Origin of the sequence: Streptomyces sp. NPDC052042 (genome assembly GCF_044548345.1) — a bacterium.
GTDB lineage: Bacteria > Actinomycetota > Actinomycetes > Streptomycetales > Streptomycetaceae > Streptomyces.
Genome location: NZ_JBIUBU010000025.1, coordinates 1 through 24,491, shown reverse-complemented (window position 1 = coordinate 24,491; position 24,491 = coordinate 1). Strand labels below are relative to the sequence as shown.

Annotated in this window: 21 protein-coding genes and 3 pseudogenes; 14 read left to right on the top strand and 10 right to left on the bottom strand. The window is 72.4% G+C overall.

What is annotated here, in order from left to right; all coding sequences use genetic code 11:
* Positions 1–124: 124 nt before the first annotated feature.
* Complete coding sequence (locus tag ACIHCL_RS30010) at positions 125–1,255, bottom strand: DUF5925 domain-containing protein (protein ID WP_399866926.1); 1,131 nt, start codon at positions 1,253–1,255, stop codon at positions 125–127.
* 188 nt (positions 1,256–1,443) lie between these two features.
* Here ACIHCL_RS30010 and ACIHCL_RS30005 point away from each other — a divergent pair, with 188 nt between their 5' ends.
* The 3 genes from ACIHCL_RS30005 to ACIHCL_RS29995 all read left to right on the top strand — a co-directional run bounded on the left by ACIHCL_RS30005 (position 1,444) and on the right by ACIHCL_RS29995 (position 3,187).
* On the top strand, positions 1,444–2,253 hold the full coding sequence (locus ACIHCL_RS30005; protein ID WP_399866806.1) for an SGNH/GDSL hydrolase family protein: 810 nt from the start codon (positions 1,444–1,446) through the stop codon (positions 2,251–2,253).
* A 266-nt stretch (positions 2,254–2,519) separates the two neighbouring features.
* Positions 2,520–2,783, top strand: a complete 264-nt coding sequence (locus ACIHCL_RS30000; RefSeq protein ID WP_399866805.1) for a hypothetical protein — start codon at positions 2,520–2,522, stop codon at positions 2,781–2,783.
* A gap of 257 nt (positions 2,784–3,040) precedes the next feature.
* A complete protein-coding gene (locus tag ACIHCL_RS29995) occupies positions 3,041–3,187 on the top strand; it encodes a hypothetical protein (RefSeq protein WP_399866802.1) in 147 nt (48 codons plus the stop codon).
* Between the two features lie 41 nt (positions 3,188–3,228).
* On the opposite strand, the gene ACIHCL_RS29990 is transcribed toward ACIHCL_RS29995, so the two are convergent.
* The 3 genes from ACIHCL_RS29990 to hmgA form a co-directional block, all read right to left on the bottom strand.
* A complete protein-coding gene (locus tag ACIHCL_RS29990) occupies positions 3,229–4,503 on the bottom strand; it encodes a type ISP restriction/modification enzyme (RefSeq protein WP_399866799.1) in 1,275 nt (424 codons plus the stop codon).
* A 293-nt stretch (positions 4,504–4,796) separates the two neighbouring features.
* On the bottom strand, positions 4,797–5,582 hold the full coding sequence (locus ACIHCL_RS29985) for a GntR family transcriptional regulator (RefSeq protein ID WP_399866796.1): 786 nt from the start codon (positions 5,580–5,582) through the stop codon (positions 4,797–4,799).
* 66 nt (positions 5,583–5,648) lie between these two features.
* Entirely contained in the window at positions 5,649–6,977 is a 1,329-nt protein-coding gene (gene hmgA / locus ACIHCL_RS29980) for a homogentisate 1,2-dioxygenase (protein ID WP_399866794.1), read from the bottom strand.
* Positions 6,978–7,160: 183 nt separating this feature from the next.
* On the opposite strand from hmgA, the pseudogene ACIHCL_RS29975 reads away from it, so the two are divergent.
* Positions 7,161–7,352, top strand: a pseudogene (locus tag ACIHCL_RS29975) (TetR/AcrR family transcriptional regulator); the annotation flags it as partial.
* Positions 7,353–8,067: 715 nt separating this feature from the next.
* Here ACIHCL_RS29975 and ACIHCL_RS29970 read toward each other — a convergent pair.
* Genes ACIHCL_RS29970 through ACIHCL_RS29960 form a run of 3 tightly spaced genes read right to left on the bottom strand, consistent with a single transcriptional unit; the run spans position 8,068 to position 8,713 of the window.
* Positions 8,068–8,271 carry a hypothetical protein gene (locus ACIHCL_RS29970; protein WP_399866792.1) on the bottom strand — a complete coding sequence of 68 codons (204 nt, stop codon included), beginning with the start codon at positions 8,269–8,271 and terminating at the stop codon, positions 8,068–8,070.
* A complete protein-coding gene (locus tag ACIHCL_RS29965) occupies positions 8,268–8,453 on the bottom strand; it encodes a hypothetical protein (RefSeq protein ID WP_399866789.1) in 186 nt (61 codons plus the stop codon). The genes ACIHCL_RS29970 and ACIHCL_RS29965 overlap by 4 nt, the downstream gene beginning before the upstream one ends.
* Positions 8,450–8,713, bottom strand: a complete 264-nt coding sequence (locus ACIHCL_RS29960) for a hypothetical protein (protein WP_399866787.1) — start codon at positions 8,711–8,713, stop codon at positions 8,450–8,452. Before ACIHCL_RS29960 ends, ACIHCL_RS29965 begins: the two co-directional genes overlap by 4 nt.
* A 125-nt stretch (positions 8,714–8,838) precedes the next feature.
* Here ACIHCL_RS29960 and ACIHCL_RS29955 point away from each other — a divergent pair, with 125 nt between their 5' ends.
* The 5 genes and pseudogenes from ACIHCL_RS29955 to ACIHCL_RS29935 all read left to right on the top strand — a co-directional run bounded on the left by ACIHCL_RS29955 (position 8,839) and on the right by ACIHCL_RS29935 (position 15,468).
* On the top strand, positions 8,839–9,324 hold the full coding sequence (locus ACIHCL_RS29955) for a hypothetical protein (RefSeq protein ID WP_399866924.1): 486 nt from the start codon (positions 8,839–8,841) through the stop codon (positions 9,322–9,324).
* A 179-nt stretch (positions 9,325–9,503) separates the two neighbouring features.
* Positions 9,504–9,950 (top strand): annotated as a pseudogene (locus tag ACIHCL_RS29950) (TetR/AcrR family transcriptional regulator); the annotation flags it as partial.
* 269 nt (positions 9,951–10,219) lie between these two features.
* A complete protein-coding gene (locus tag ACIHCL_RS29945; RefSeq protein WP_399866785.1) occupies positions 10,220–12,151 on the top strand; it encodes an ABC transporter ATP-binding protein in 1,932 nt (643 codons plus the stop codon).
* Between the two features lie 570 nt (positions 12,152–12,721).
* Positions 12,722–14,110 carry an aldehyde dehydrogenase family protein gene (locus ACIHCL_RS29940; RefSeq protein ID WP_399866782.1) on the top strand — a complete coding sequence of 463 codons (1,389 nt, stop codon included), beginning with the start codon at positions 12,722–12,724 and terminating at the stop codon, positions 14,108–14,110.
* Between the two features lie 275 nt (positions 14,111–14,385).
* Positions 14,386–15,468, top strand: coding sequence for a Zn-dependent alcohol dehydrogenase (locus tag ACIHCL_RS29935; protein WP_399866780.1), 1,083 nt, complete (start codon positions 14,386–14,388; stop codon positions 15,466–15,468).
* A gap of 153 nt (positions 15,469–15,621) precedes the next feature.
* On the opposite strand, the gene ACIHCL_RS29930 is transcribed toward ACIHCL_RS29935, so the two are convergent.
* Positions 15,622–16,296, bottom strand: a complete 675-nt coding sequence (locus ACIHCL_RS29930; RefSeq protein WP_399866778.1) for a TetR/AcrR family transcriptional regulator — start codon at positions 16,294–16,296, stop codon at positions 15,622–15,624.
* 63 nt (positions 16,297–16,359) lie between these two features.
* Here ACIHCL_RS29930 and ACIHCL_RS29925 point away from each other — a divergent pair, with 63 nt between their 5' ends.
* The gene (locus ACIHCL_RS29925; RefSeq protein ID WP_399866775.1) at positions 16,360–17,511 is read left to right on the top strand and encodes an acyl-CoA dehydrogenase family protein; all 1,152 of its coding nucleotides are present in this window, start codon (positions 16,360–16,362) and stop codon (positions 17,509–17,511) included.
* Positions 17,512–17,741: 230 nt separating this feature from the next.
* On the top strand, positions 17,742–18,365 hold the full coding sequence (locus ACIHCL_RS29920) for a TetR/AcrR family transcriptional regulator (protein WP_399866773.1): 624 nt from the start codon (positions 17,742–17,744) through the stop codon (positions 18,363–18,365).
* Between the two features lie 229 nt (positions 18,366–18,594).
* Here the strand turns inward: ACIHCL_RS29920 and ACIHCL_RS29915 are convergent, their stop codons facing one another.
* Positions 18,595–19,056: a MaoC family dehydratase gene (locus ACIHCL_RS29915; RefSeq protein ID WP_399866771.1), complete on the bottom strand. Its 462-nt coding sequence runs from the start codon at positions 19,054–19,056 to the stop codon at positions 18,595–18,597.
* Between the two features lie 193 nt (positions 19,057–19,249).
* Here ACIHCL_RS29915 and soxR point away from each other — a divergent pair, with 193 nt between their 5' ends.
* Positions 19,250–19,843 carry a redox-sensitive transcriptional activator SoxR gene (gene soxR / locus ACIHCL_RS29910; protein WP_399866769.1) on the top strand — a complete coding sequence of 198 codons (594 nt, stop codon included), beginning with the start codon at positions 19,250–19,252 and terminating at the stop codon, positions 19,841–19,843.
* A gap of 47 nt (positions 19,844–19,890) precedes the next feature.
* Here the strand turns inward: soxR and ACIHCL_RS29905 are convergent, their stop codons facing one another.
* Complete coding sequence (locus ACIHCL_RS29905) at positions 19,891–20,502, bottom strand: hypothetical protein (protein ID WP_399866767.1); 612 nt, start codon at positions 20,500–20,502, stop codon at positions 19,891–19,893.
* Positions 20,503–20,729: 227 nt separating this feature from the next.
* Between ACIHCL_RS29905 and ACIHCL_RS29900 the strand changes: the two genes are divergently transcribed.
* Positions 20,730–23,558 (top strand): penicillin acylase family protein, encoded by a 2,829-nt coding sequence (locus ACIHCL_RS29900; protein WP_399866765.1) that lies wholly within the window; start codon positions 20,730–20,732, stop codon positions 23,556–23,558.
* A 683-nt stretch (positions 23,559–24,241) separates the two neighbouring features.
* A pseudogene (locus ACIHCL_RS29895) lies at positions 24,242–24,491 on the top strand (hypothetical protein); the annotation flags it as partial.

The following is a 24,491-nucleotide window of genomic DNA, read 5'->3' as shown; positions in this document are numbered from 1 at the left end:
GGCCCCCGCGTCCCGGGAGCGTCCCGTGCGCGGGCCCGGAACCGTGCGCGGGCCCGGAACCGTGCGCGCTCGGGCGGGAGGCGGCCCGGCGCGGCCCGCGGCCGGGCCTGCCCGGCCGCCGGGGTCAGAGGTAGAGGCCCGCGTCCGCTCCGGAATCCTGCTTCGGCACCGACGCGGGACCGCTGCCGCGGCGCAGCGCGTACAACTCGGCGAGCGTGGCGCCCTCGCGGCCGAGCCCCTCCTCCGAGCCCAGCCAGCGCACCGCCTCCGGGCGGGTCAGCGGGCCCACCTCGATCCTGGCGAGGCAGCGGCCGGGCCGGACCACGGCCGGGTGGAGCCGTTCGAGGGCCTCGTTGGTGGTGACGCCCACCAGCACGTTGCGGCCCTGGCCCAGCAGCCCGTCGGTGAGGTTCAGCAGACGGGAGAGCGCCTGCCCCGCCGTGTGCTTGGCCTCGCCGCGGATCAGTTCGTCGCAGTCCTCCAGGAGCAGCAGCCGCCAGCGGCCCTTCGCCGTGCCCTCGTCCTCGCCGATCGCGATGTCCATCAGATAGCCGACGTCGTTGAAGAGCCGCTCCGGGTCGAGCACGCAGTCCACCTGGCACCAGTCCCGCCAGGAACGCGCGAGCGTGCGCAGCGCGGACGTCTTGCCGGTGCCGGGCGGGCCGTGCAGCAGGAGCAGCCGGCCCGCGATGTCGTCGGGGGTGACCTTCATCAGCCGGTCCAGGGCATCGGCCACCGGAGTCGTGTAGTTGCCGCGGACCTCCTCCCAGGCCCCGGCGGCGATCTGCCGGGTGGTGCGGTACGGGCCGCGGCGCGGTGACACGTACCAGAACCCCATCGTCACGTTCTCGGGCTGGGGTTCGGGGTCGTCCCGTACGCCGTCCGTCGCCCGGTCGAGGATCTCGCGCGCCAGTTCCGGGCTGGTCGCGGTGACCGTGACGTCGGCGCCGTGGTTCCACCGGGAGACGAGCAGGGTCCAGCCCTCGCCCTCGGCGAGCGTGGCGCCGCGGTCGTCGTCCCGGGCGGCGCGCAGCACCGTGGCGGCCGGAGGCAGCAGGGTGGCATCGGCTTTGACCCGGTCGAGGGAGGTGCTGTGCGAGTAGGGCTGATCACCCCTCGCGAAGCGGCCGAGGAACAGCGCGTCCACGACATCGGACGGCGAATCGTTGTCGTCGACGGTGAGCCGGATCGGCAGTGCGGACTCAGGGGTGGCGGCCATGGCGCCCATGATCCGGCAAGGGGGCGCCCGGCGCATCGGGTTTCGTCGTGTTTCCACGCGTGTCCGGCGGCGGTACCGGGGGAGTGACACGGCATCAAGGGGGCGCATCGGGGTACTCCTTGGAGCAACTTGGCATGCACACTTCCAAAGTGGTTGCCGATGCTGCTACCACGGACACGGCAGACCAAGGCGGAGATCCTGCCGGTCGGTCCAAGGGAGGTTCCATGAAGGTGTCCAGACTCGCGGCATTCTCGTCCTCGCTTCTGCTCGGTGCCGTCCTCGCGTTGACCGGAGCAGCCACCGCCTCCGCCGCACCGTCCGCCCAGGGCGTCGACTACGTCGCCCTCGGCGATTCGTACTCCTCGGGCGTCGGGGCCGGGAGCTACGACAGCGCCAGCGGATCCTGCAAGCGCAGCACCAAGGCGTACCCCGCACTCTGGGCCGCCTCCCACGCGCCCTCGTCCTTCGCCTTCACCGCCTGCTCGGGCGCCCGCACCGGGGATGTGACGTCCGGTCAGCTCGGGCCGCTGAACTCCTCGACCGACCTCGTCTCCCTCTCCATCGGCGGCAACGATGCGGGCTTCGCCGATGTGATGACCACCTGTGTCCTCCAGTCCGAGGCCACCTGTCTCAACCGGATCGCCACGGCCCGCAGCTATGTCGGCACGACCCTGCCCGGCAACCTGGACTCGGTGTACTCGGCGATCCGTGCCAAGGCGCCGTCCGCCCGTGTGGTGGTCCTCGGTTACCCGCGCTTCTACAAGGTCGGTGGCAGTTGTGTCGTCGGTCTGAGTGACAAGGTGCGGTCCGCGATCAACGACGCCGCCGACTACCTCAACGCGACGACCGCGAAGCGCGCCGCCGACCACGGGTTCACCTTCGCCGATGTCGCGGGCAGGTTCGGCGGACACGAGATCTGCTCCGGGGACGCCTGGCTGCACAGTGTCAACTGGCTCAACATCGGTGAGTCCTACCATCCCACGGCGGCCGGGCAGTCCGGCGGCTACTTGCCCGTTCTCAACTCCGCGGCCTGAGCGGCGGTGACGGAACGCCGGACCCGCCGGCCGGTCCGGCGGGCGGGAGCCCCCGTGCGCAGGGGGCTCCGTCCGGCTTCACGCCGGTAAAGGGCGCGGCAGCCGCTCTCCGTGTCCGGTCGGCCCCGGGGCCGACCGGACACGGAGAGCGTTCGTCAACCGCCGGACGACGCGTCCGATTCCGCAGGCGGGATACACGAGTGTCATCGCGGGAGGATAGGGTTAGCCTGCCCGGGCCGGGTGCCCTCGTACGGGTGGGGAGTGACATGGAACAGATATCGATCCGCAGCAGGCCGCGTGTGCCTGCCATCACCTGCGGGAGCAGCGCGACCAGTTCGCGCCTCGACCGCCATCTCGCGGTGCTCGGCGGCCCCGCCGTGCCGCGGCGGGAGGCCGCCGAGGCGACGCTGCTGATGCGTGAGCTGACCTCGCGCGAGGCCGGACACAGCCGTAGGAGCCGGAGTGCGCGGGTCTTGCTCATCGCGCCGCTGAACCGACTGCGCCGCTCGCTCTTCGGCAGCCGCCACTGACCCGACGCCGTCACCACCGCTCGTCGGCCGTGCCCGGGCCGATCGGACGACCGTTCCGTACCGGCCATGCGCCGCTGCAGCCCTCCCGTCATCCCCGGGGCCCGCAGCGGCGCTTTGGTGTATCCGCCAAGCGTCGGCACGGGCGGTGGATCGCGGTCAGCAGGGCGGGCACCGCGGCGGCGGTACGTATCGCCGATGCGGAGGGCTTCGGCACGGTGTCCATGCGGTAGATGGCGGCGGAGCCAGGCCGCCGTACGATGCCGCTCATCAGCCGCGTCCACAGCCAAGCGCTGCGTGAGAAGGACCTGTACGAGCCGATGCTCGGCGCGGTCAGCGGCGGTCAGCGGCGGTCAGCGGTGGCCACGAGGACCCGGAACCGTCCGCCCGGTGGTTCGGCCCGGTGATGCCGCCTCGTGTCCCTGCACCGTGTCCTCGCGGATGCCGGTCACAGCAGTGCGAACTGCCCGTCCGGGCCTTCCTCGCGGTGGTCGAGCACGGAAGCGGGTCGGCGGGCCGCGTCCGGGACGGGCAGCACGCCCGCGGCCCGGAGCTCGTCCGCCGTGAGGTGCGGACCCTCGGCCAGTTCCTCCTGCCGGGGCCGGAGTCCGGCGAGCAGGGCCAGCACCGTGATCAGTTCCAGCAGCTCCGAGGTCCACTCCTGAGGCCAGACGCGCGGCTGGATCGCCTCCAGGCCGTCCGCGTCCTGCGCGCCCTCCGCGCTCTTCGCGCCCTCCGCGCCCTCGGCGCCGCTCATCCCGGCTGCCATGCGGCGCCCGAACCAGAGATCCAGCATCCGGACCCCGCCCACCCGGAACTCCCACGCCCCGGCCGGCACCGGTGCGATACGGCCCGTGCCCAGCAGGAGCGCCTCGCCCACCGGGTCGTACTCCGGGGCGGTCGGCACGGGCGGCACCGAGGCCCGCACATAGGGCCGCCGCCCGCCCGGCAGCCGGGGGCGCTCCCCGCCCCGGGCACCACGCAACTGCAGCCGCAGCAGCTCCTGCCCCAGCTCCACCCCCGCCGACCAGCGCGCCGTGTCGGCGGGCAGCGGCACCACGCATCCGGTGGGGGAGTGGCGGGCCGCCGCCGCGATCCACGCCAGCACGGACCGTGGCGTGACCGAGTCCCCGTGCCGGCTGCGCAGCAGGGTGAGCAGCCCGGGGGCCAGATTGGGTTCGAGGCCGCCGGGGCGCCGGTACAGCGGCCGGATCCGGCCCGGGCGGCCCGCGGGCGCATGGCCGTCCGGCAGCAGCGCCGTCACGGACAGCGCGGGGCCCGTGTCCTGCGGGAGGTACCCGTGCTCGACGACGAAGAACTGCTCCCCGTCGGCCACCCGCCACAGCTCGGGGCGGGCGGCGTCGATCAGCCGGTGGTCGGGGATCAGCCACTGCTCGTCGAACGGGCCGTGAGCGATGCGTACCGGTTCCGGGCATGGCCCGTCCTCGCGGTCGAACGGACCGGTGCCGGTGGACTGCCCCGGCAGCGCCGCCACCCGGCTGCGGGGATCACGTGAACGGGTGACCCGGAACAGCCGCTCGCGCTCGTCCCCGGGGGCCTTCACCAACCGTTCCCAGCGCGCCCTCAGCGAGGCGGCGTCGGGGGCGGTCACCCAGGGGCGTCCGGTGCGCAACGGCTGTACGGACCAGGGCATCAGGTCGTCGAGGAGCGGGGCGCCGTCCCCCCGGGTGCCACCGGAGCCGCCCGCCGCCCGTGCTGCCACCGTGTCGTCCTCCCCGTCGCCACGTCCGCCTGCCTGCCTGCCCCGGCATCGTAGCCGTGCCCGCCGGGGCGCGGCCGGTGCCGCCTGCCCGGCACGGCCGCGGGTCCGGCGCCGGCGCACCCGGCACAGCCGTGTGCCGGGCACGGCCGTGTGCCCGCCATGGGCAGGTCCGCCATGGGTAGGTCCGACACGGGTGGGCCCGACACGGGTGGGCCCGGCGCGGGCGTGCACCCGGTACGGGCCCGGCCGTGGGCGTTCCCGGAGAGGGCGGGGCACGGCGGTGTGGGGGAACGTCAGTGCGCCTCCACCGTGACCGAGAAGGCGAAGCGGTCTCCCCGGTAGCGGATCCGGGCCACGTCCACCACTCGGCCGCTCTCCTCGTACGTCACCCCGGTGTAGAAGAGGATCGGGCTGAGCAGCGGCACCTGGAGGAGTTCGGCGGTGACCGGGTCGGCGAGGCGTGCCTCCACCGTGTCGGTGATCCGGGCGATCCGGACGCCGACGCGGTCGCGCAGCACCTTGGTCATCGGCCAGCGTTCGAGGTCGGTGACGTCGAGCCGGGACGCCACCTCGGGATGCACCGCGTTCTCCGCCCAGTTGGTGGGCTCACCGCTGTCCTCGTCGCGCCGCAGCCTGCGGTATCCGACCACCTCCGCGCAGTCGGGGAAGTACTCGCCGAGCTCGCACGGCACGGCCGTCGGGCCGTGGTCCAGGACCGAGGTCAGTTCGCCCGACTGCTGGGCCACGATCGCGTCGATCGAGCCCAGCAGCCGGACCGGGGACACCCGGCGGGCGCGCGGTTCGATGAACGTGCCGCGCCGCCGGTGCCTGCTGATCAGCCCCTCGTTCTCCAGCTCCTTGAGCGCCTGGCGCATCGTCAGCACGCTGACGCCGTAGTGCGCCGCGAGCTGCTCCTCGGTCGGCAGCCGCTCCGAGGCGTCCGCCGCGCGCCCCAGTATCGAGGCGCGCAGCGACTGCGAGACCTGGTACCACAGCGGCAGTTTGCGGTTCAGGACCAGCGAGTCGGGGGCGAAGGCCGGCCCCGGCGGCGTCCTGGGCTTCTGGTGCACCTGAGTCACCTGGTCTCTCCGTACTGCGACACTGCGGACGCGACGACGCGTGGGCCGCGGGGTGGCTGTCGTCGCCTACGGCCTGAAGTTGCGGCTCAGACCCTGCCACACGTCGTCGTAGCCGTGCTGCAGATGGTCGGCTCCGGCCGCCTGCGCGGTCGCCGTCACCGGCCAGCGGGTCTCGAACATGAAAGCGAGGCCGTCGTCGATCTTCTGTGGCTTCAGCTCCGCCGTGCTCGCCCGGTCGAAGGTCTCCCGGTCCGGACCGTGCGCCGACATCATGTTGTGCAGCGAGCCGCCGCCCGGCACGAATCCACCCTTCCCGGCCGTCTTCGCGTCGTACGCGCCCTCGATCAGACCCATGTACTCGCTCATCACATTGCGGTGGAAGTACGGCGGCCGGAAGGTGTCCTCGCCGACCAGCCAGCGCGGCGCGAAGACGACGAAGTCGACGCCCGCCAGACCGGGGGTGTCGGACGGCGAGGTCAGCACCGTGAAGATCGACGGGTCGGGGTGGTCGTAGCTGATCGACCCGATGACGTTGAAACGATGCAGGTCGTAGACGTACGGGGTGTAGTTGCCGTGCCAGGCGACCACGTCGAGCGGCGAGTGGTCGTAGGTCGCGGACCAGAGGTTCCCGCAGAACTTGTTGACCACTTCCACCGGGCGGTCGTCGTCCTCGTACGCGGCGACGGGCGCGAGGAAGTCCCGCGCGTTCGCCAGGCCGTTGGCGCCGATCGGGCCGAGATCGGGGAGGACGAACGGACGGCCGTAGTTCTCGCAGACGTAGCCGCGAGCCGTGGTGTCGAGCAGCTCCACCCGGAAGCGGACCCCGCGAGGGATCAGCGCGACATGCCCCGGCTCGGCGCGCAGCAGGCCCAGTTCGGTACGGAGCAGCAGACCGCCGCGTTCCGGGACGATCAGCAGCTCGCCGTCCGCGTCGCTGAACACCCGGTCCGTCATGGACGCGTTGGCGTGGTAAAGGTGTACGGCCATGCCGGCGCGCTGTGCCGCGTCGCCGTTGCCACCGAGGGTCCACAGGCCGGCCAGGAAGTCCGTCCCGGCCGGAGGCTCGGGCAGCGGATCCCAGCGCAGCCGGTTGGGGTCGGGCACGGTCTCCGTGAACGGGGCCGTGCGGATCGCGCCGTCGCCCATGCGGACGAACGGGGGATGCGCGGCCGAGGGGCGGATCCGGTAGAGCCAGGAGCGGCGGTTGTGCACCCGCGGTTCGGTGAAGGCCGAGCCGCTGAGCTGCTCCGCGTAGAGCCCGAGGGGGGCGCGCTGGGGCGAGTTGCGACCGTGCGGCAGGGCCCCCGGAACCGCCTCCGAGCTGTGTTCGTTGCCGAAGCCGGGCGAATGCTCAAGCCCCTGTGCCGTCTTCCTCGCCTGCTCGATGCCACTCATGCGCGCTCCCGGTGAGAAGAAATCCTATGGACTACCGTAGGAATCGGATCGTGGCGCGTCAACGCCACTCGGTGACATACCCCGAGGTGAATGACGGCGGACACGGGCCACGGAACGGGGAGGACCTCCGGAGGCGCACCACCTGCGGCACAGGAGCCCCTCACCGGAGCGGTGGGCGGCATCATGGAGCCCGTGCCCCCAGCCAATAGCCACCTCCGCCGGGTCCCGGTCCAGCGGCGCAGCGCCGAACGCCTCGCCCGGATACTCGACGCCTGCGCCGAACTCCTCGACGAGGCCGGGTACGAGCAGCTCTCCACCCGGGCCGTCGCGGTCCGGGCCGGGGTGCCCATCGGCTCCGTCTACCGGTTCTTCTCGTACAACGCGTGTAAAACCCCTACCGGCTGATCTGCGGAAACGCGTGAGAGGGTCCCCGCACATCTCTCCTGCGGCGGCCCTGCTCATCTGTTCATCTGCCGGTTGCCGTGGGGGCCCATCTCCCCTCGCATCCGGTGCAATACCAATGCCAAGCGCCGGGGTGGTGTGGGTGGTGTCTCGCCAGACTGCGGGGCGGTCCGGGCAGCGGGGGCATTGCGGGGGTTCGTGCATGGGGTCTCTGCGGAGGGTGCTTGCCGTCGTCTCGTCGGCGGGCCCGGCCGGCACACGGGGGGTTGGTGCTCGGCCGGGGCCGCCGCGCCCCGCCCCGCCGCACGGGCAGCGGGGCCCGCTCCGGTATGACGGTCCCCACCGGGCCCGGAGCGGGAGTCTCAGGGGCTACGGGCGTGCGCCCCGCGGCCGACCAGGAGTGCGATGGTCAGCACCCACGCGGCATGGGCGACGACGGCTACCGCCCGCGCGCTCACGTGCCCTCCACCGGTCGCACCTCGGCTTCGTCGGCCCACTGACGGCGGAACCGGGAGTGCCCGGGGGCCATGGCCGCGTGGGTCATGCACGCAGCGCCGCCCGCGTCCTCGTCGGCGGTAGCGGCGAGGGTCCACCCGCAGTCGGGGGGTGAGGCACGAGGCCGACATCATCCGCGTGCTGCCCGGGGCAGTGCCGATGCCGTGCTTCACGAACCGGTGTCGGGTGACGGTCATCGCTTCCCCCGACGGTGCGGGTGCTGCCGCATCTCGATGTTGCAGTCCGTCGCCCTCGACGAGTCGTCTATCTGCCGCGCCGTCGCCCGCTGGTCGGCCAGGGCGGCGCAGACATCGCAGCCGCCGACCGGGGCCGGATCCTCGGGAAGGTCGCAGTGCGGCAGTTCGATCACCGGCTCTTGCCAGGTGCGCCGCGTCACCGGGCCGCACCCGCCACCACCGGCCGGCCGGACGGCTCGCGGCGCGTGCTGCACCGGTCGCACTCGCAGGCCGGGTAGGCGTCCGTCGGCGGCGGGGCTTTGAGCGGTTTGACCTCGGCTTTCGGGCGGACTATGCGCACCGTCCGCCCGTACCGGTCGACCTCGTACACCTTGAGCGTCACGGATTGCCTACTTCGGCGAAGCCGAGCTTGCGGGGGTGACCGGCGGGCGTCTGCTCGACCTTGCTCTCAGCGATCCACGTACGTACGCGGACCAGGCTGCCGCCGAGATTCGGACAGCTCTGTCTCCGCGTGGTGCGGAGGCCGGTCGATCCCATGCTTTGGACCGCATCGGCCTCGCCGAGTGCCACTTCCTGGCGAACGACGTGGTGGGCGGCGCGGCCGAAGCGGTCCGCGCGGTCGAGGCGGCCAGGGGTACCCAATCGGCGCGTGTCCGGTCGCAGCTCAAGCGTCTCTACCCGTACACGGTGGGCCACAGCGCCTCACGCTCTGTGCGTGCGGCGCGGGATAGTATCCGCGACCTGCTGTCGACTTGAAGGAGAGCGACGTGACAACCCTTGCGGTGACCGGGCACATGGATCTGACGGAGGACGCCGTTCCTGTAGTCCGCGCAGCCCTGGCCGGCCTGCTTACGAAGTACAGTTCCGATCTTGTCGGCGTCTCCTGCATCGCCAAGGGCGCTGACTCTTTGTTCGCCGAGGCCGTCCTTGCGGCTGGTGGGCGTCTGACTGTCGTCATCCCCTCCCAGGACTACCGACAGAACAAGGTCAAGCCTGATCACGCGCCGGTCTTTGACCGTCTGGTCGGGGCCGCCGAGGACGTCTTGGTCCTCTCTCATGAGACTGCCCACCGGGGGGCGTACGAGGCTGCCAATGCCGAGCTGCTGCGGCGGGCCGATCGCCTTGTTGCTGTGTGGGACGGATGCCCTCCGTCGGGGAAGGGTGGGGGGACAGCCGACACGGTCGAGGCGGCCCTGGCCGCGGGGCTGCCCGTGGATGTGGTGTGGCCGGAGGGGGCAGCTCGTAAGGGCTGACCCCGGACGCGCGAAAAAGCCCCTCCCCGCGCGCTGCGGGAAGAGGCGAAACCCCGCGTGCGCGGGGACCATCCCCGCTTGCGCGGGGACCATGCGAGCACCTTCCCGGACTCCGCCGTGTGCAGCGGACCATCCCCGCGTGCGCGGGGACCGTCGCCGAGTGACGGTACACACCTGGTATAGGTGTTTTACACACTTTGTTGTCCAACAAGCGCGCGCTGGCCGACGCGCTCGCCCGGCGCAACCTGGTGGACGGTTACGCCGAACGCGTCGCCGCCCGGCTCGCCGCCATCCCGGCGAGCGACTGGCGCAGCGCCATCGACGCCGTCCTGGACGAGTACCTGGTGGCCGGTTTCTCCCTCGTCGACTTCGGCGGCGCCCCCGCCCCCGAGGCCGGCCCGGCCGACGACGCCAACCACCGGGTGGCCGCCCGTCTCGCCGTGCTTCTCTCCCGCTACCTCGGCCCGCTTCCCGGCGCGGATCCGCACCGGACGGTCCTGATCTGCGTCGAGGCCGCGGACGCCCTTCTCCGCCTCGCGTTCCGCACCGACCCGTCGGGGGACGAGGCCGTCATCGCCGAGACCAGGGTCCTGCTCCGGGCGTATCTCGCGCGGCTCCTGGACTGACCGTGAGGGCGCGGTCCGGGCCGCCGCGCGGGCCCGGTCCGAGCCACTGGACGGGCCCGCTCCGGGGCGCCTCATGAGGGGGCCTGCCGGGCCCGGACCGGGGTGCCTCGGGGCCCCGAGGCACCGAGGCCGCTGGGCCCTGCCGGGGCGCGGTCCGGCAGGCGCCGCGCGGACCGGACCGAAACACCGTGGATGCGCCTCGGAGCGGCGACGGGCGCCGTACGGCCGGGCGTTGACCTCAAGTCCGCTGGAGGTCGTACGTTTCCGCCATGAGCATGGAAACCACCGCGTGGGCACAGCTCCACAACGTCATGAACGCGCAAGCGGACCGGCGCCCCTTCGACCGCGCCATTCTGCGGCGCGTCGCCGCGTTCGCCCGCCCGCACCGCCGCAGGGTCGCCCTCTTTCTGGTCGTGAGCGTGGCGACGGCGCTGCTCGCGGTCGCCACCCCGGTCCTCGCCGGACGTGTCGTCGACGCCATCGTGACCGGCGAGGACACCGGCACCGTCACACGCCTGTCCCTGCTCATCGCCGCGATCGCGCTCGTGGAGGCGGCGCTCGCGCTGGTCGGACGCCGGCTCTCGGCGAACCTCGGCGAAGGACTGATCCTCGATCTGCGCACCGCCGTCTTCGACCATGTGCAGCGCATGCCGGTCGCGTTCTTCACCCGCACCCGCACCGGCGCTCTCGTCAGCCGGCTCAACAACGACGTCATCGGGGCCCAGCGCGCCTTCAGCAACACGCTGTCCGGCGTCGTCGGCAACACCGTGACGCTGCTGCTCACCCTCGGCGTCATGCTCTCCCTCTCCTGGCGGATCACCGTCCTGGCGTTGTTGCTGCTGCCGGTGTTCGTGCTGCCCGCACGGCGCATGGGCGCCCGGATGGCCAGGCTCCAGCGGGAGGCCGCGGCCCACAACGCCGCGATGGGGACGCGGATGACCGAGCGTTTCTCCGCGCCCGGCGCCACCCTGGTCAAGCTGTTCGGGCGGCCCGCCGACGAGTCCGCCGAATTCGCCGCCAGGGCGGGCCGGGTCCGCGACATCGGAGTCCGCACCGCCATGGCCCAGTCCGCCTTCATCACCGCGCTCACCCTCGTGTCGGCGCTGGCGCTCGCCCTGGTCTACGGCCTCGGCGGCCACTACGCGCTGCGCGGGCAACTGGACGCGGGCGCGGTCGTCGCGCTGGCCCTGCTGCTGACCCGCCTCTACGCGCCGCTCACCGCGCTCGCCGGGGCGCGCCTGGAGGTGATGAGCGCCCTCGTCAGCTTCGAGCGGGTCTTCGAGATCCTCGACCTCGAACCGCTCATCGGCCGGAAGCCGGACGCGCGGGCGGTCCCCGAGGGTCCGGTGTCCGTGGAGTTCGACGGGGTGCGGTTCGGCTACCCGTCCGCCGACAAGGTCTCCCTCGCCTCACTGGAGGACGTCGCGGTCCTCGACGGCCGGGAAGGCGGAGAGGTGCTGCGCGGGATCTCGTTCCGCGCCGAACCGGGACAGACGGTGGCGCTCGTCGGTTCGTCCGGTGCGGGCAAGTCGACCATCGCGCAACTGCTGCCCCGGCTCTACGACGTGGACGCGGGCGCGGTGCGCGTCGGCGGCGTCGACGTACGCGACCTCTCCGCCGAGAGCCTGCGCGACACCCTCGGCATGGTCACCCAGGACGGCCACCTCTTCCACGAGTCGGTCCGCTCCAACCTGCTGCTCGCCCGGCCCGGGGCCACCGAGGAGGACCTCTGGGGCGCGCTGCGCCGCGCGCGCCTGGACGGACTGGTCGCCTCGCTGCCCGACGGACTGGACACCGTCGTCGGCGAACGCGGCTACCGGCTCTCCGGCGGCGAACGCCAGCGGCTGACCATCGCCCGGCTACTCCTGGCCCGCCAGCGCGTCGTCATCCTCGACGAGGCCACCGCCCACCTGGACAACACGTCCGAGGCCGCCGTCCAGGAGGCCCTCGCCGAGGCTCTCGCCGGACGCACCGCCGTCGTGATCGCCCACCGCCTGTCCACCGTGCGGTCCGCCGATCTCATCCTGGTGGTGGAGGACGGGCGGATCACGGAGCGGGGCACCCACGACGAACTCCTCGCGGCCGGAGGGCGGTACGAGGAGCTGTACCGCACCCAGTTCCAGGATCCCGGGGCCGAGAACCCGGGGTCCGGCAGCCCCGGGATCGGGACCCCCGGCACGGAGCCCGTCGGTCTCGGCTGACCGGGGCCGCCCCTCGCGGACCGTCGGCCGGGGCGGTCCGGCCGGACGGGTCGGGGGGAGCCGCGCCCGGAAGCGGGGCGGTGCTCCACCCTGCGGTGCACCGCACCGGGCGGCGCGAGCCACCCGGCGGACCTTCCGGGCCACGGCACCGGTGCCGCTCCCGGCAACGTTCGCCCCGTCGCGTCGTCCGGCACGCACGCTCGCGGCGTCGGCCAAAGGCCCACGTAGCCCTTTCCGGGCTCTCGACTTCGTTCGAGCAGGGGAGACCCCGTTCGAGGGCTTCCGGCCGCCATGCGGTCGCGCGCACCGGACAACGCTCCTTCCGGGCAGACATGGCCGGTCACGGCTAGTGCCGCGGCAGGCAACGTTTGCCTGTCAAGGAGCGCGTCCGGTGTGTGCTCTCGGTGTGCCGGCCGGAAGCCCTCGTACTGGACGTACTCGGGTTTTCGGCCGGTGCGGCGAGAGGGCGTGCCGGGCGTCGCGACGGGGCGAACGTTGCTTGATGCGGCACTAGATTGGGGTGCGGAACGCACGGCCGAGCCGCGACCGCGGCACCCCGGGAGGATCGTGATGAAGGCCCACGACGGCATGTACATCGGCGGCGCGTGGCGGCCCGCCGCCGGCACGGAGACCATCGCGGTCGTCGACCCGGTGGAGGAACAGGTCATCGCCCATGTCCCCGCGGGCACCGCCGAGGACGTGGACGCCGCCGTGGCCGTCGCGCGCGAGGCGCTTCCCGCCTGGGCGGCCACCCCGCCCGCCGAGCGCGCCGCGAGGATCGCCGCCCTGCGCGATGCGCTCGCGGCCCGGAAGGACGAGATCGCGGCGACCGTCACCGCCGAACTCGGCGCGCCGCCACGGTTCTCGCAGGTGGTCCACGCGGGCCTGCCGATCCTGGTGGCGGGCTCGTACGCCGAACTCGCCGCCTCGCACCCCTTCGAGGAGAAGGTCGGCAACTCCGTCGTCCACGCCGAACCGGTCGGTGTCGTCGGGGCCATCACGCCGTGGAACTACCCGCTGCACCAGATCGTCGCCAAGGTCGCGCCCGCGCTCGCGGCGGGCTGCACGATCGTCCTCAAACCCGCCGAGGACACCCCGCTGACCGCCCGGCTCTTCGCGGAGGCCGTCCATGAAGCGGGCCTGCCCGCAGGGGTGTTCAACCTGGTCACCGGCCTCGGCCCGGTCGCGGGACAGGCACTGGTCGAGCACCCCGGCGTCGACCTGGTCTCCTTCACCGGCTCGACCGCCGTCGGCAGGCGGATCGGCGCCACGGCCGGTGCCGCGATCAAGCGCGTCGCCCTCGAACTCGGCGGAAAGTCCGCCAACGTCATCCTGCCGAGCGCCGACCTCGCCAAGGCCGTCGCCGCAGGCGTCGCGAACGTCATGGGCAACTCCGGCCAGACGTGCAGCGCCTGGACCCGCATGCTCGTGCACACCTCCCGTTACGAGGAGGCGGTCGCGCTCGCCGCGGAGGCCGCGGCCACATACGCCGACCGCATCGGCCCTCTCGTCAACGCCGAGCAGCGCGCGCGGGTGCGCGGTTACATCGAGAAGGGCGTCGCCGAGGGTGCGCGCCTCGTCGTCGGCGGCCCCGAAGCCCCGCGTGAGCGCGGCTATTTCGTCAGTCCCACCGTGTTCGCCGAGGTCACCCCGGAGATGACCATCGCCCAGGAGGAGATTTTCGGACCCGTCCTCTCGGTCATCCGCTACGAGGACGAGGACGACGCCCTGCGCATCGCCAACGGCACCGTGTACGGGCTCGCGGGCGCGGTCTGGGCGGGCGACGACGCCGAGGCGGTGGCGTTCGCCCGCCGGATGGACACCGGGCAGGTCGACATCAACGGCGGGCGGTTCAACCCGCTCGCCCCGTTCGGCGGGTACAAGCAGTCGGGCGTCGGGCGCGAACTCGGCGTGCACGGGCTCGCCGAGTACCTCCAGACCAAGTCCCTCCAGTTCTGAGGGGATCGGGCCCGTCCGGTCGCGGCGCGCCGAGGCTCCTGTACGCCTCCCGCGTCGTGCCCGGCCCGTCCCGCCCGGTGTCCCACGGGCGAACGGCGCCCCGCGCCGGAGACGGTCCGGCCCTTCGACCGTCCCGGTCCGGCCGTTGGGGGCGCCGCCCCCTCGTCCGCCCCTTCCCCTCGTCCCTACGCTTGTCCTTCTCCTGTCCTTCTTCCGTCCTGGTGCTCATCCGCCCCGCCCACCCCGATTCCCAGCGACCGTCAAGGAGCGCCTTCGTGGTCCGTGCCGCCGTCCTCCCCGCAATCGGAGCCCCCTTGGAGGTCACCGACATCGAACTCCCGGAGCCCGGTCCCGGCCGGGTGAGGGTCAGACTGGCCGCCGCGGGCGTCTGCCACTCCGACCTCTCACTGTCCGACGGCACCATGCGGGTGCCCGTTCCCGCCGTGCTCGGGCACGAGGGGGCGGGCACCGTGGTCGCGGTCGGCGAAGGCGTTGCCCATCTCGCGCCCGGTGATGGTGTGGTGCTGAACTGGGCTCCATCCTGCGGGAGTTGCCATCACTGCGGGATCGGCGAGGTCTGGCTCTGCGCCGAGGCCCTGACCGGCGCGTCCGGCATCCACGCCCGTACCGCCGACGGCACCGAACTCCATCCCGGCCTGAACGTGGCCGCGTTCGCCCAGGAGACCGTCGTCCCCGTGAACTGCGTGCTGCCCGCCCCGGACGGTGTGCCGCTCACCGACGCCGCGCTGCTCGGCTGCGCGGTCCTGACCGGGTACGGCGCGGTGCACCACAGCGCCCGGGTCCGCGCCGGGGAGACCGTCGCCGTCCTCGGCGTCGGAGGCGTCGGCCTCGCCGTGCTCCAGTCGGCCCGGATCGCAGGGGCCGCGAAAATCGTCGCCGTGGACGTGTCCCCGGAGAAGGAGGAACTGGCCCGGCGGGCGGGCGCCACCGACTTCGTGATCGCCTCGGACACCACCGCGCGCACGGTCCGGCGCCTCACCGGAGGACTGGGCGCCGACGTGGCGATCGAGTGCGTCGGACGCCCCGCGACCATCCGCGCCGCCTGGGACTCCACCCGGCGCGGCGGACGCACCACGGTCGTCGGCATCGGCGGCAAGGACCAACTGGTGTCCTTCAACGCCCTGGAGATCTTCCACTGGGGCCGTTCGCTGAGCGGTTGCGTCTACGGCAACAGCGACCCCGCCCGCGATCTGCCGGTCCTGGCCGAGCACATCCGGGCGGGCCGGTTCGACCTCTCCGCGATGGTCACCGGGCGGATCGGTCTCGACGGCATCCCCGCCGCCTTCGCCGACATGGTCGCGGGCAGGGGCGGTCGCGCGCTCGTCGTCTTCCCGTAGCCCCCGCGGGCCCCGCAGCCCACGCCGACCCCGCGGCAGGACAGGCGACAGTGTCGGCCATGCGGCGCGCGGCCGGGGCGCGGCGGGGTCGGGGCGTTCCCCGCGTGCCGTCCATGCCCCGCGTGCCGTGCGTGTCATGTGTTCCAGGATGCGTCAGGGACGTTTCGGCGCCGGCCGAAGCGTCCCGGCGCGGGCCAGTCGCTCGTGCTGGAGCGAGAGCCCGTCGAGCAGCGCCCGCAACCCGGTCTCGAACGCGCCCTCGTCGACCTGCCGGCGGTGCTCCGCCAGCAGATGTGCCTGGCCCAGGTGTGGATACTCGGCGGGGTCGTACGCCGTCACGTCGTCGACGAAGCCGCCCGCGAACGAGCCGAGGGCCGAGCCGGTGACGAAGTAGCGCATCAGGGCGCCGATGTGCGTCGCCTGGGCGGGTGGCCAGCCGGCCCTGACCATCGCCCCGAACACCGCGTCGGCGACCCGCAGACCCGCCGGGCGGCGCCCCGGTCCCCGTGCGAGCAGCGGGACGATCTGCGGGTGCTCGGCGAGCGCCGCGCGGTAGGAGAGGGCCCAGTCGTGCAGGGCGGTGAACCAGTCGCGGGTGTCCGACGCGTCGAACATCGACAGGTCGACCTGGGCGGACACGGCGTCCGCGACGGCGTCCAGGATCTCGTCCTTGGTGCGGAAGTGGTTGTAGAGCGAGGGGCCGCTGACGCCGAGTTCGGCGGCGAGCCGACGGGTGGAGACGGCGTCGAGCCCCTCGGCGTCCACGAGCGCGCTCGCCGCCTCGACGATGCGGTCCCTGCTGAGAAGAGGCTTGCGCGGTCGGGCCATGCGGCACATAGTAGGGCTGCCAACCCGAAACTAGCAGTGCTAATTAAAGAGGGAGGGCGAGGCATGGACCTGACGCTCAGCAAGGAGCAGGAAGCCGTCCGGCGGCTCGCCGAGGACTTCGTCGCCCGGGAGGTCGCTCCGCACGTCGTGGACTGGGACCGGTCCGAGAACGTCGACAAGTCGATCGTGAAGAAACTCGGTTCCGTCGGTTTCCTCGGGCTCACCGTCCCCGAGGAGTACGGCGGCTCGGGCGGGGACCACCTCTCCTACTGCCTGGTCACCGAGGAGCTGGGCCGGGGCGACTCCTCGGTCCGCGGCATCGTCTCCGTCTCCCTCGGGCTGGTCGCCAAGACGATCGCGGCCTGGGGCGACGAGGAGCAGAAGCGGCGCTGGCTGCCGGGGCTCGCATCGGGTGAGGCGGTCGGCTGTTTCGGCCTCACCGAGCCGGGCTCCGGCTCGGACGCGGCGAACCTGGCCACCAGGGCCGTGCGGGACGGCGACACCTACGTCATCAACGGCAGCAAGATGTTCATCACCAACGGCACCTGGGCCGATGTGGTGCTGCTCTTCGCCCGCACCGGCGACGCCCCCGGCCACCGCGGCATATCCGCCTTCCTGGTGCCCGCCGACACCCCCGGCCTCGTGCGCCGCGCCATCCACGGCAAGCTCGGCCTGCGCGGCCAGGCCACCGCCGAGCTGGTTCTGGAAGACGTGCGCGTCCCCGCCCCGGCACTCCTGGGCCCGGAGGGCAAGGGCTTCTCGATCGCGATGTCCGCCCTGGCCAAGGGGCGGATGTCGGTCGCGGCGGGATGCGTCGGGATCGCGCGGGCGGCGCTCGACGCCGCCGTGGGCTATGCGGGCGAGCGCGAGCAGTTCGGCAGGCCGATCGCGAGCCACCAGCTCGTCCAGGAGCTGATCAGCGACATCGCGGTGGACGTCGACGCGGCCCGGCTGCTGACCTGGCGGGTGGCCGATCTCATCGACCGCGGCGAGGAGTTCGCCACCGCCGCCTCCAAGGCGAAGCTCTTCGCCTCCGAGGCCGCCGTCCGGGCCGCCAACAACGCCCTCCAGGTCTTCGGCGGCTACGGTTACATCGACGAGTACCCGGTCGGCAAGCTGCTGCGCGACGCCCGAGTCATGACCCTCTACGAGGGGACCAGTCAGATCCAGAAGCTCATCATTGGCCGCGCGCTCACGGGGGTCTCCGCGTTCTGAGCGTGCGCCGGGCGCGATGCCGGAACGCCCGACAGCTCTGCGGCGCCCCTGCGGTCCGGAGCCTTGGTGGTCACGAGGCGCCGGCGGGGCCCGGTGTCCCGGGACCCTTGCCGTCCGGAGCGCCGGCGCCCCGGGGCCTTGCGGACCGGGTTCCCGGCGGGAGGGAGGCTAAGCGCTTGCTCAGCTTCGCGGTATGGTGTTCGTCCTGCTGACGAGAGGGGCGAGTGATCATGAGCACGGCGGAGGAGACCCACGGCGACGGCGCGCCGTGGGCCGAGGTGACGCCCGAGGCGGCCAGGCGGCTCCTCGTCGCCGCCGTGGACGCCTTCGCCGAGCGCGGCTACCACGCCACCACCACCCGCGACATCGCCGGCCGGGCCGGGATGAGCCCCGCCGCGCTCTACATCCACTACAAGACGAAGGAAGAGCTGCTCCACCGCATCAGCAGGATCGGCCACGACCGGGCCCTGTCCGTCCTGGAGGCCGCCGCCGACGGGGACGGCACCGCCGCCGAGCGGCTGGCCGAGGCCGTACGGTCCTTCGTGCGCTGGCACGCCGAGCAGCACACCACGGCCCGTGTGGTCCAGTACGAACTCGACGCGCTCGGCGAGGAGCGCCGCGCCGAGATCGTGGGGCTGCGCCGCAGGACCGACGCGGTGGTGCGGCGGATCATCAACGAGGGCGTGGAGGCGAGGGAGTTCGACGTCCCCGATGTCCCGGGCACCACCCTCGCGGTGCTCTCGCTCTGCATCGACGTGGCGCGCTGGTTCAACACGCGGGGCAGCCGGACGCCGGACGAGGTCGGTGAACTCTACGCCGGTCTCGTGCTGCGCATGGTCGGCGCCGCGCGGTAGCGGGCGGCGGGGTGCCGTCCGGCCGGGGCGGCGCGTGCGGCCGGAGGCCCGCGGCGGGCGGCTCGGGGGCCTCCGGCCGCGAAGGGGAGGCGGTCCCGGCGGGCCGAAGCCGGCGGACCGGCTTCGGCGGCCGTGGACGGCCGGGGCACATGAGCGGCCGGGAGCCGGTGGACGGCACGGCGCCCGGGAACCGCCGGAAAGTCCGTGACCGGCCGGGAGCCCGCGGGCGTCAGAAGTAGTAGCGCGACACCGATTCGGCCACGCACACCGGCTTGTCGCCGTCCTCCCGCTCGACCGTCACGAGGGCCGTGACCTGCACGCCGCCCCCGGCCTCCTCGACGTTCCGCAGCACGGCGGTCGCGCGCAGCCGGGAGCCGACGGGCACGATGGACGGGAAGCGGACCTTGTCCGTGCCGTAGTTGATCCCCATCTTCATGCCCTCGACCCGCATGACCTGAGGCACCAGGGCCGGCAGCAGGGAGAGCGTGAGGTAGCCGTGCGCGATCGTCGTGCCGAACGGCCCGCTCGCGGCCCGCTCCGGGTCCACGTGGATCCACTGGTGGTCGCCGGTGGCGTCGGCGAAGAGGTCGATCCTCTTCTGCTCGACCTCCAGCCAGTCGCTGTACCCCAGTTGCTCTCCCACCGCGTCACGCAGCTCCTGCGCGGACGTGAAGATCCTCGGCTCCGCCATGTCCCTGGTCCTGCCTTCCCGCTCTCGGCCGTACGGTGTCGCGCGCCCCTGGACCGCGCGCCCGTGGAAGGAAGCCGGGCCGGTGGGCGGCACCCTCCACTCCGTTCTGTCCAAGCGCTTGCTCAGCATGGTTGGCGGGTGCGTTCCTGTCAACGACGGACCGCCGTCAGGGCGGCCACGTAGGGTTGGGGGAGTGCCCCAGATTCCACAGACCTTTCAGGAACTCACGGTCGGTCAGCTCGCCGCGCGCAGCGGAGCCGCCGTCTCCGCCCTGCACTTCTACGAGGCCAAGGGGCTGATAAGGAGCCGTCGCACCAGCGGCAACCAGCGCCGCTACACCAGGGACGCGCTGCGCAGGGTCGCGTTCGTGCGTGCGGCGCAGCGGGTGGGCATCCCGCTCGCCACCATCAGGGATGCCCTGGCCGAACTGCCCGACGAGCGCACCCCGAACCGTGACGACTGGGCGCGGCTCTCGGCCGCCTGGCGCTCCGAACTGGACGAGCGCATCGAGCAGTTGGGGCGGCTGCGGGACCATCTCACCGACTGTATCGGCTGTGGCTGCCTGTCGTTGGAGACCTGTGTGCTCTCCAATCCGAACGACGTCTCCGGCCAGTGGATGAGCGGCTCGCGCCTGATGCCGGAGCGCCGTACGGGTGGCGGGACGGGCAAGGACGGGGAACGGAAGGACGGGGAACGGAAGGACGGGGAACGGAAGGACGGGGAACGGAAGGACGGGGAACGGAAGGACGGGGAGCGGAAGGATGGGGAACGGAAGGACGGGGTGTAGAAGGGGCGTGGAAGGGCGGGCCGCGGAGGATCACCCGCGGGCGCGGTTCACGCCGCCGAGGCGAGATCCCGTCGACGCGCGCCCCGCGACCTCGCCAGCGCCCCCGGGGTGAGCACCGGCCGGGGCACCAGGATGCCGCACCCCGAGCAGACCGGGCCGGTCCACTCCTCGCGCACCGGATCCGGCCGCCATTCCAGGTCGTCGCATCCGCACACCGGGCAGGCCGTGCCCGGACCCGTGTCCAGGGCCGCGATCAGCCGGCCGAGCACCTCGGCGAGCGGGGCCGAGGGATGGGCGGCCGGATCAGCGCAGCGGGCGACTCCGTACCCGCCCCAGGCGCGCCGGTGCCAGTCGCCGAACGTGGCGGGCCTGCGCAGCCCGTCGTGCTTCTCGCGTCTGCGGCGGGCTGCGAAGGACGTCTCGTAGCCGAGCCAGACGGCCCGGGCCGCCTCCAGCTCGTCCAGCGCGCCCACCAGCCCCGCCGGATCGGGGGAACGGTCCTCCGGTTCGATCCCGTGCCGGGTGCACAGATGGTCCCAGGTCGCCCGGTGCCCGTAAGGGGCGAACCGTTCCAGGCACTTGCGCAGCGAATACCGCCGCAGTGCCAAGTCGTTACCGGGATCGCGTACCTGTCTCGCAAGACTCCGGAATCCGGCCACTGCGCCCTCACCTCCGTCGCTCGTACTTCGGCGTCAACGGTTAGACGAACGGGCACCCGAATGCGATCCCGCGACCGGCAAGAGTGTCCGGAAAGTGAGATGAGCGAGCGTCACATCGAGCGACCCGCACGGCATGTGGCGATTCGGGGAAGGTGACCGTTGTTCACCTTACCGACGGTCCATACCGTCGGTAACCTCCGGCCCAACGGCCACCAGGAGGAGCGCGCATGCCCCCACGCACTGTCATGTCCAGAGCCGCCGCCGCGGCGGCGGTCCTCGCCCTCGGCACCACGCTGCTGGCCGCGACACCGCAGCCCGGCGCCGCGGCGGCGGAACCCGAACCCGTCAACGACTACTGCCGGGCGCAGTGCGACGACATTCTGACGCCCGGAGAGAACGGCAACGCCACGCTCGTCGAGATCCTCGGCAACAAGGCGTTCGGTACGCACCCCGCCCACAGCGACGACCAGCTCGACCGCTACAACGGCCTGGTGGCCGGTCACACCGCGCTCACCGACAAGAAGCTGACCGACTTCTTCAACGACGCCTCGTTCGGCGTGCCGAAGGACCGGGTCGAGTCCGTCATCTCGCCGCGCGCCGACGTCACCATCACCCGGGACAGGGCCACCGGTGTCCCGCACATCAAGGGCACCACCCGTTACGGCACCGAGTTCGGCGCCGGGTACGCCGCCGGGCAGGACCGGCTCTGGCTGATGGACCTGTTCCGGCACATCGGGCGCGGTCAGCTCACCTCGTTCGCCGGCGGTGCGCTCGCCAACCAGGGCCTGGAGCAGCAGTTCTGGCCGATGGCCCCGTACACCGAGGCCGACCTCGAGGCCCAGGTCGCATACATCCGGACCCACGAGGGCCCCCGCGGCGAACAGGCCATGGCGGACGCCCAGGCGTATGTCGACGGCATCAACGCGTACCGCGAGAAGGCCAAGAACGGCCGGTACTTCCCCGGCGAGTACGTGCTCACCGGGAAGATCGACGCCATCACCAACGTCGGCGAGATACAGCCGTTCAAGCTGACCGATCTGATCTCGATCGCCTCCGTGGTCGGCGGCCAGTTCGGCGGTGGTGGCGGCGGCGAGGTACAGGCGGCGCTGTCGCTGCTCGCCGCCCAGCAGAAGTACGGGGTGGCCGAGGGGACCAAGGTCTGGGAGTCGTTCCGCCAGCGCAACGACCCCGAGACGGTCCTCACCGTCCACGACGGCACCGCGTTCCCGTACGCGGACAAGCCCGGCAAGGCGCGCGGCACCGCGCTGCCCGACGCCGGATCCGTCACCGTCGAACCGCTCGTCCACGACCGCACCGGTTCGGCGGGCACCGACCGCAAGGCCCCCGTCAAGGCCCCGGCGAACCTCAAGAAGGCTCAGGGCATCTACGACGACGGCGTCATCCCCGAAGGGGCGCTGCCCGGTTCCGGCCCCGGCGCCCAGCAGCGCGGCATGTCCAACGCGCTGCTGGTCTCCGGCGCGCACACCGCCGGCGGAAACCCGATCGCCGTCTTCGGCCCGCAGACCGGCTACTTCGCCCCGCAGCTGATGATGCTCCAGGAGCTCCAGGGACCGGGCATCAGCGCCCGGGGCGTCTCCTTCGCGGGCGTCGGCATGTACGTCCAGATGGGCCGCGGCCAGGACTACGCCTGGAGCGCCACCTCGGCCGGCCAGGACATCACCGACACCTACGCCATCGAACTGTGCGAGCCCGACGGCTCCGCGCCCTCCAAGGACTCCACGCACTACCTCTACCGGGGCACCTGCACCGCCATGGAGACGCTGGAGCGCACCAACTCCTGGAAGCCGACCGTCGCCGACTCCACCGCCAAGGGCTCCTACCGGATGCAGGTCCGGCGCACGCACTACGGCATCGTCACCCACCGGGCCACCGTCGACGGGAAGCCCGTCGCGTACACCTCGCTGCGCAGCACCTACCGCCACGAGGCCGACTCGATCACCGGCTTCCAGATGTTCAACGACCCGGGCTACGTCAAGGACGCCGCCTCGTTCCAGCGCGCGGCGAGCAACATCGACTACGCGTTCAACTGGTTCTACGCGGACTCCCGCACCGCCGCGTACTACAACAGCGGCATGAACCCGGTGCGCGCGGCGGGCGTCGACCCGGCGCTTCCGGTGAAGGCCGAGCGGGCCTACGAGTGGAAGGACTACGACCCGGCCGCCAACACCGCCGCGTACACCTCGTTCGCCGAGCACCCGAACTCCAGCGGCCAGGACTACTACATCTCCTGGAACAACAAGCAGGCCGAGGGGTACTCCGCCGCGGGCTTCGGGTTCGGCGCCGTGCACCGGGGCGATCTGCTGGACGACCGGGTGGCGAAGCTGGTCGCGGAGGGCGGGGTGACCCGGGCCTCCCTCACTCGCGCCATGGCCGAGGCCGCCGTCACCGACCTGCGCGGTGAGCAACTGCTGCCCGAGCTGCTGAAGGTGATCCGGTCCCGGCCGGTGACCGACCCCGGACTAAACGGTGTCGTACAGCAGTTGGAGTCGTGGCGGGCGGCCGGTGCGCGGCGCGCGGAGAACGGCGCCGGTTCGCACGTCTACGCCCACGCCGACGCGATCCGCGTCATGGACGCATGGTGGCCCCGGCTGGTCGAGGCCGAGTTCAGGCCCGGTCTCGGTGACGACCTCTACCAGGCGTTGACCGCAGCCCTCGCCACCGACGAGTCCCCGGCGGCCAGTCATGGGGCCAGTGGCGCGCACAGCGGTTCGGCGTTCCAGTACGGCTGGTGGGGCTTCGTGGACAAGGACCTGCGCACGGTTCTCGGACAGCCGGTCAAGGGCCCGCTGGCCCGCACGTACTGCGGCGGCGGTGACCTCGGCGGCTGCCGGGACGCGCTGCTGACCTCGCTGAAGGAGGCTGCGGCACAGCCGGCCGCGCAGGTCTACCCGGGCGACGACACGTGCAAGGCCGGCGACCAGTGGTGCGCGGACGCGATCGTCCACCGGCCGCTCGGCGGGATCTCCCAGAAGACCATCCACTGGCAGAACCGCCCCACGTACCAGCAGGTGGTGGAGTTCCCCGCCCATCGGTGAGCGGCACACGGCACGTCACCGGCGAAGGGCCCGCGGCCTGCCGCCGGTGACGGATCCGTGACGTGTCACCGGTGCGAGACCTCGGGTGCGCCCCCGGTGAGCGGTCCGCGGTCCTCCGCGGGCGAGGACGGAACCGACGTGCCGGGCGGGCCCGAACCACGGGCCCGCCCGCCACCGTGTGCGCCCAGCATGGGCGATTGCTTGGGGGTGGAAGTCCCCTGGGGGAAGAGGTGGTGCTAACCCCGAGCTGGAGGCAAGGGCGTCATCGTGAGGTGGGGTCTGGAGGAAGCCCGAGGCGAGACCTGGGTACCGAGGAACACGAACCGCGTATGAGGCGTGCTGGTCGGGTGAGCCTGCACGGTAAGGCGAAGCCCGTCACTGCCAAGAAGGCCAGTGCGTAAACGCGGCGGGAATCCAGGGACAGTGATCGTTCTTACCTGGGGAGATCTGTTCGGGTGTCGGTTGTGCTGAAGATGTCGCCGCGCCGACGGTCCGCGCTGGAAGGTGCGGGCTGACCGGGCAGAAGTCAGCAGAGGTCGTAGTACCAGTCGGGATGGCTGCCGTCGTGCGGCGGGCTGGGAAGGGCCGAACATCGAGTGGAACGGGTGATGTGGTGGTTGCTCGTGCCGGTCACGTGGACCGCAGGAAATCCGCTTCGGCGGGGCCGCGGGGGGGAGGAGCCGGTGCATCCGGCAGAGCCCACGGCGGTGCGTAGTGGCCGGTCGGCGCGCCCCGCGGGAGACGTTCACCGCGAACAGGAGTCCTCGTTGTGGGAGCGGATGCTCTCGAAGAAGAATCTGCTCGCGGCGCTCAACCGCGTCGAAGTGAACCGGGGTGTTCCCGGGGTGGACGGCATGACCACGGCGGAGCTTCGTCCGTGGCTGCTGGTGCACTGGCCCGGGATCCGGGCCGAGCTCGATGCGGGCATCTACC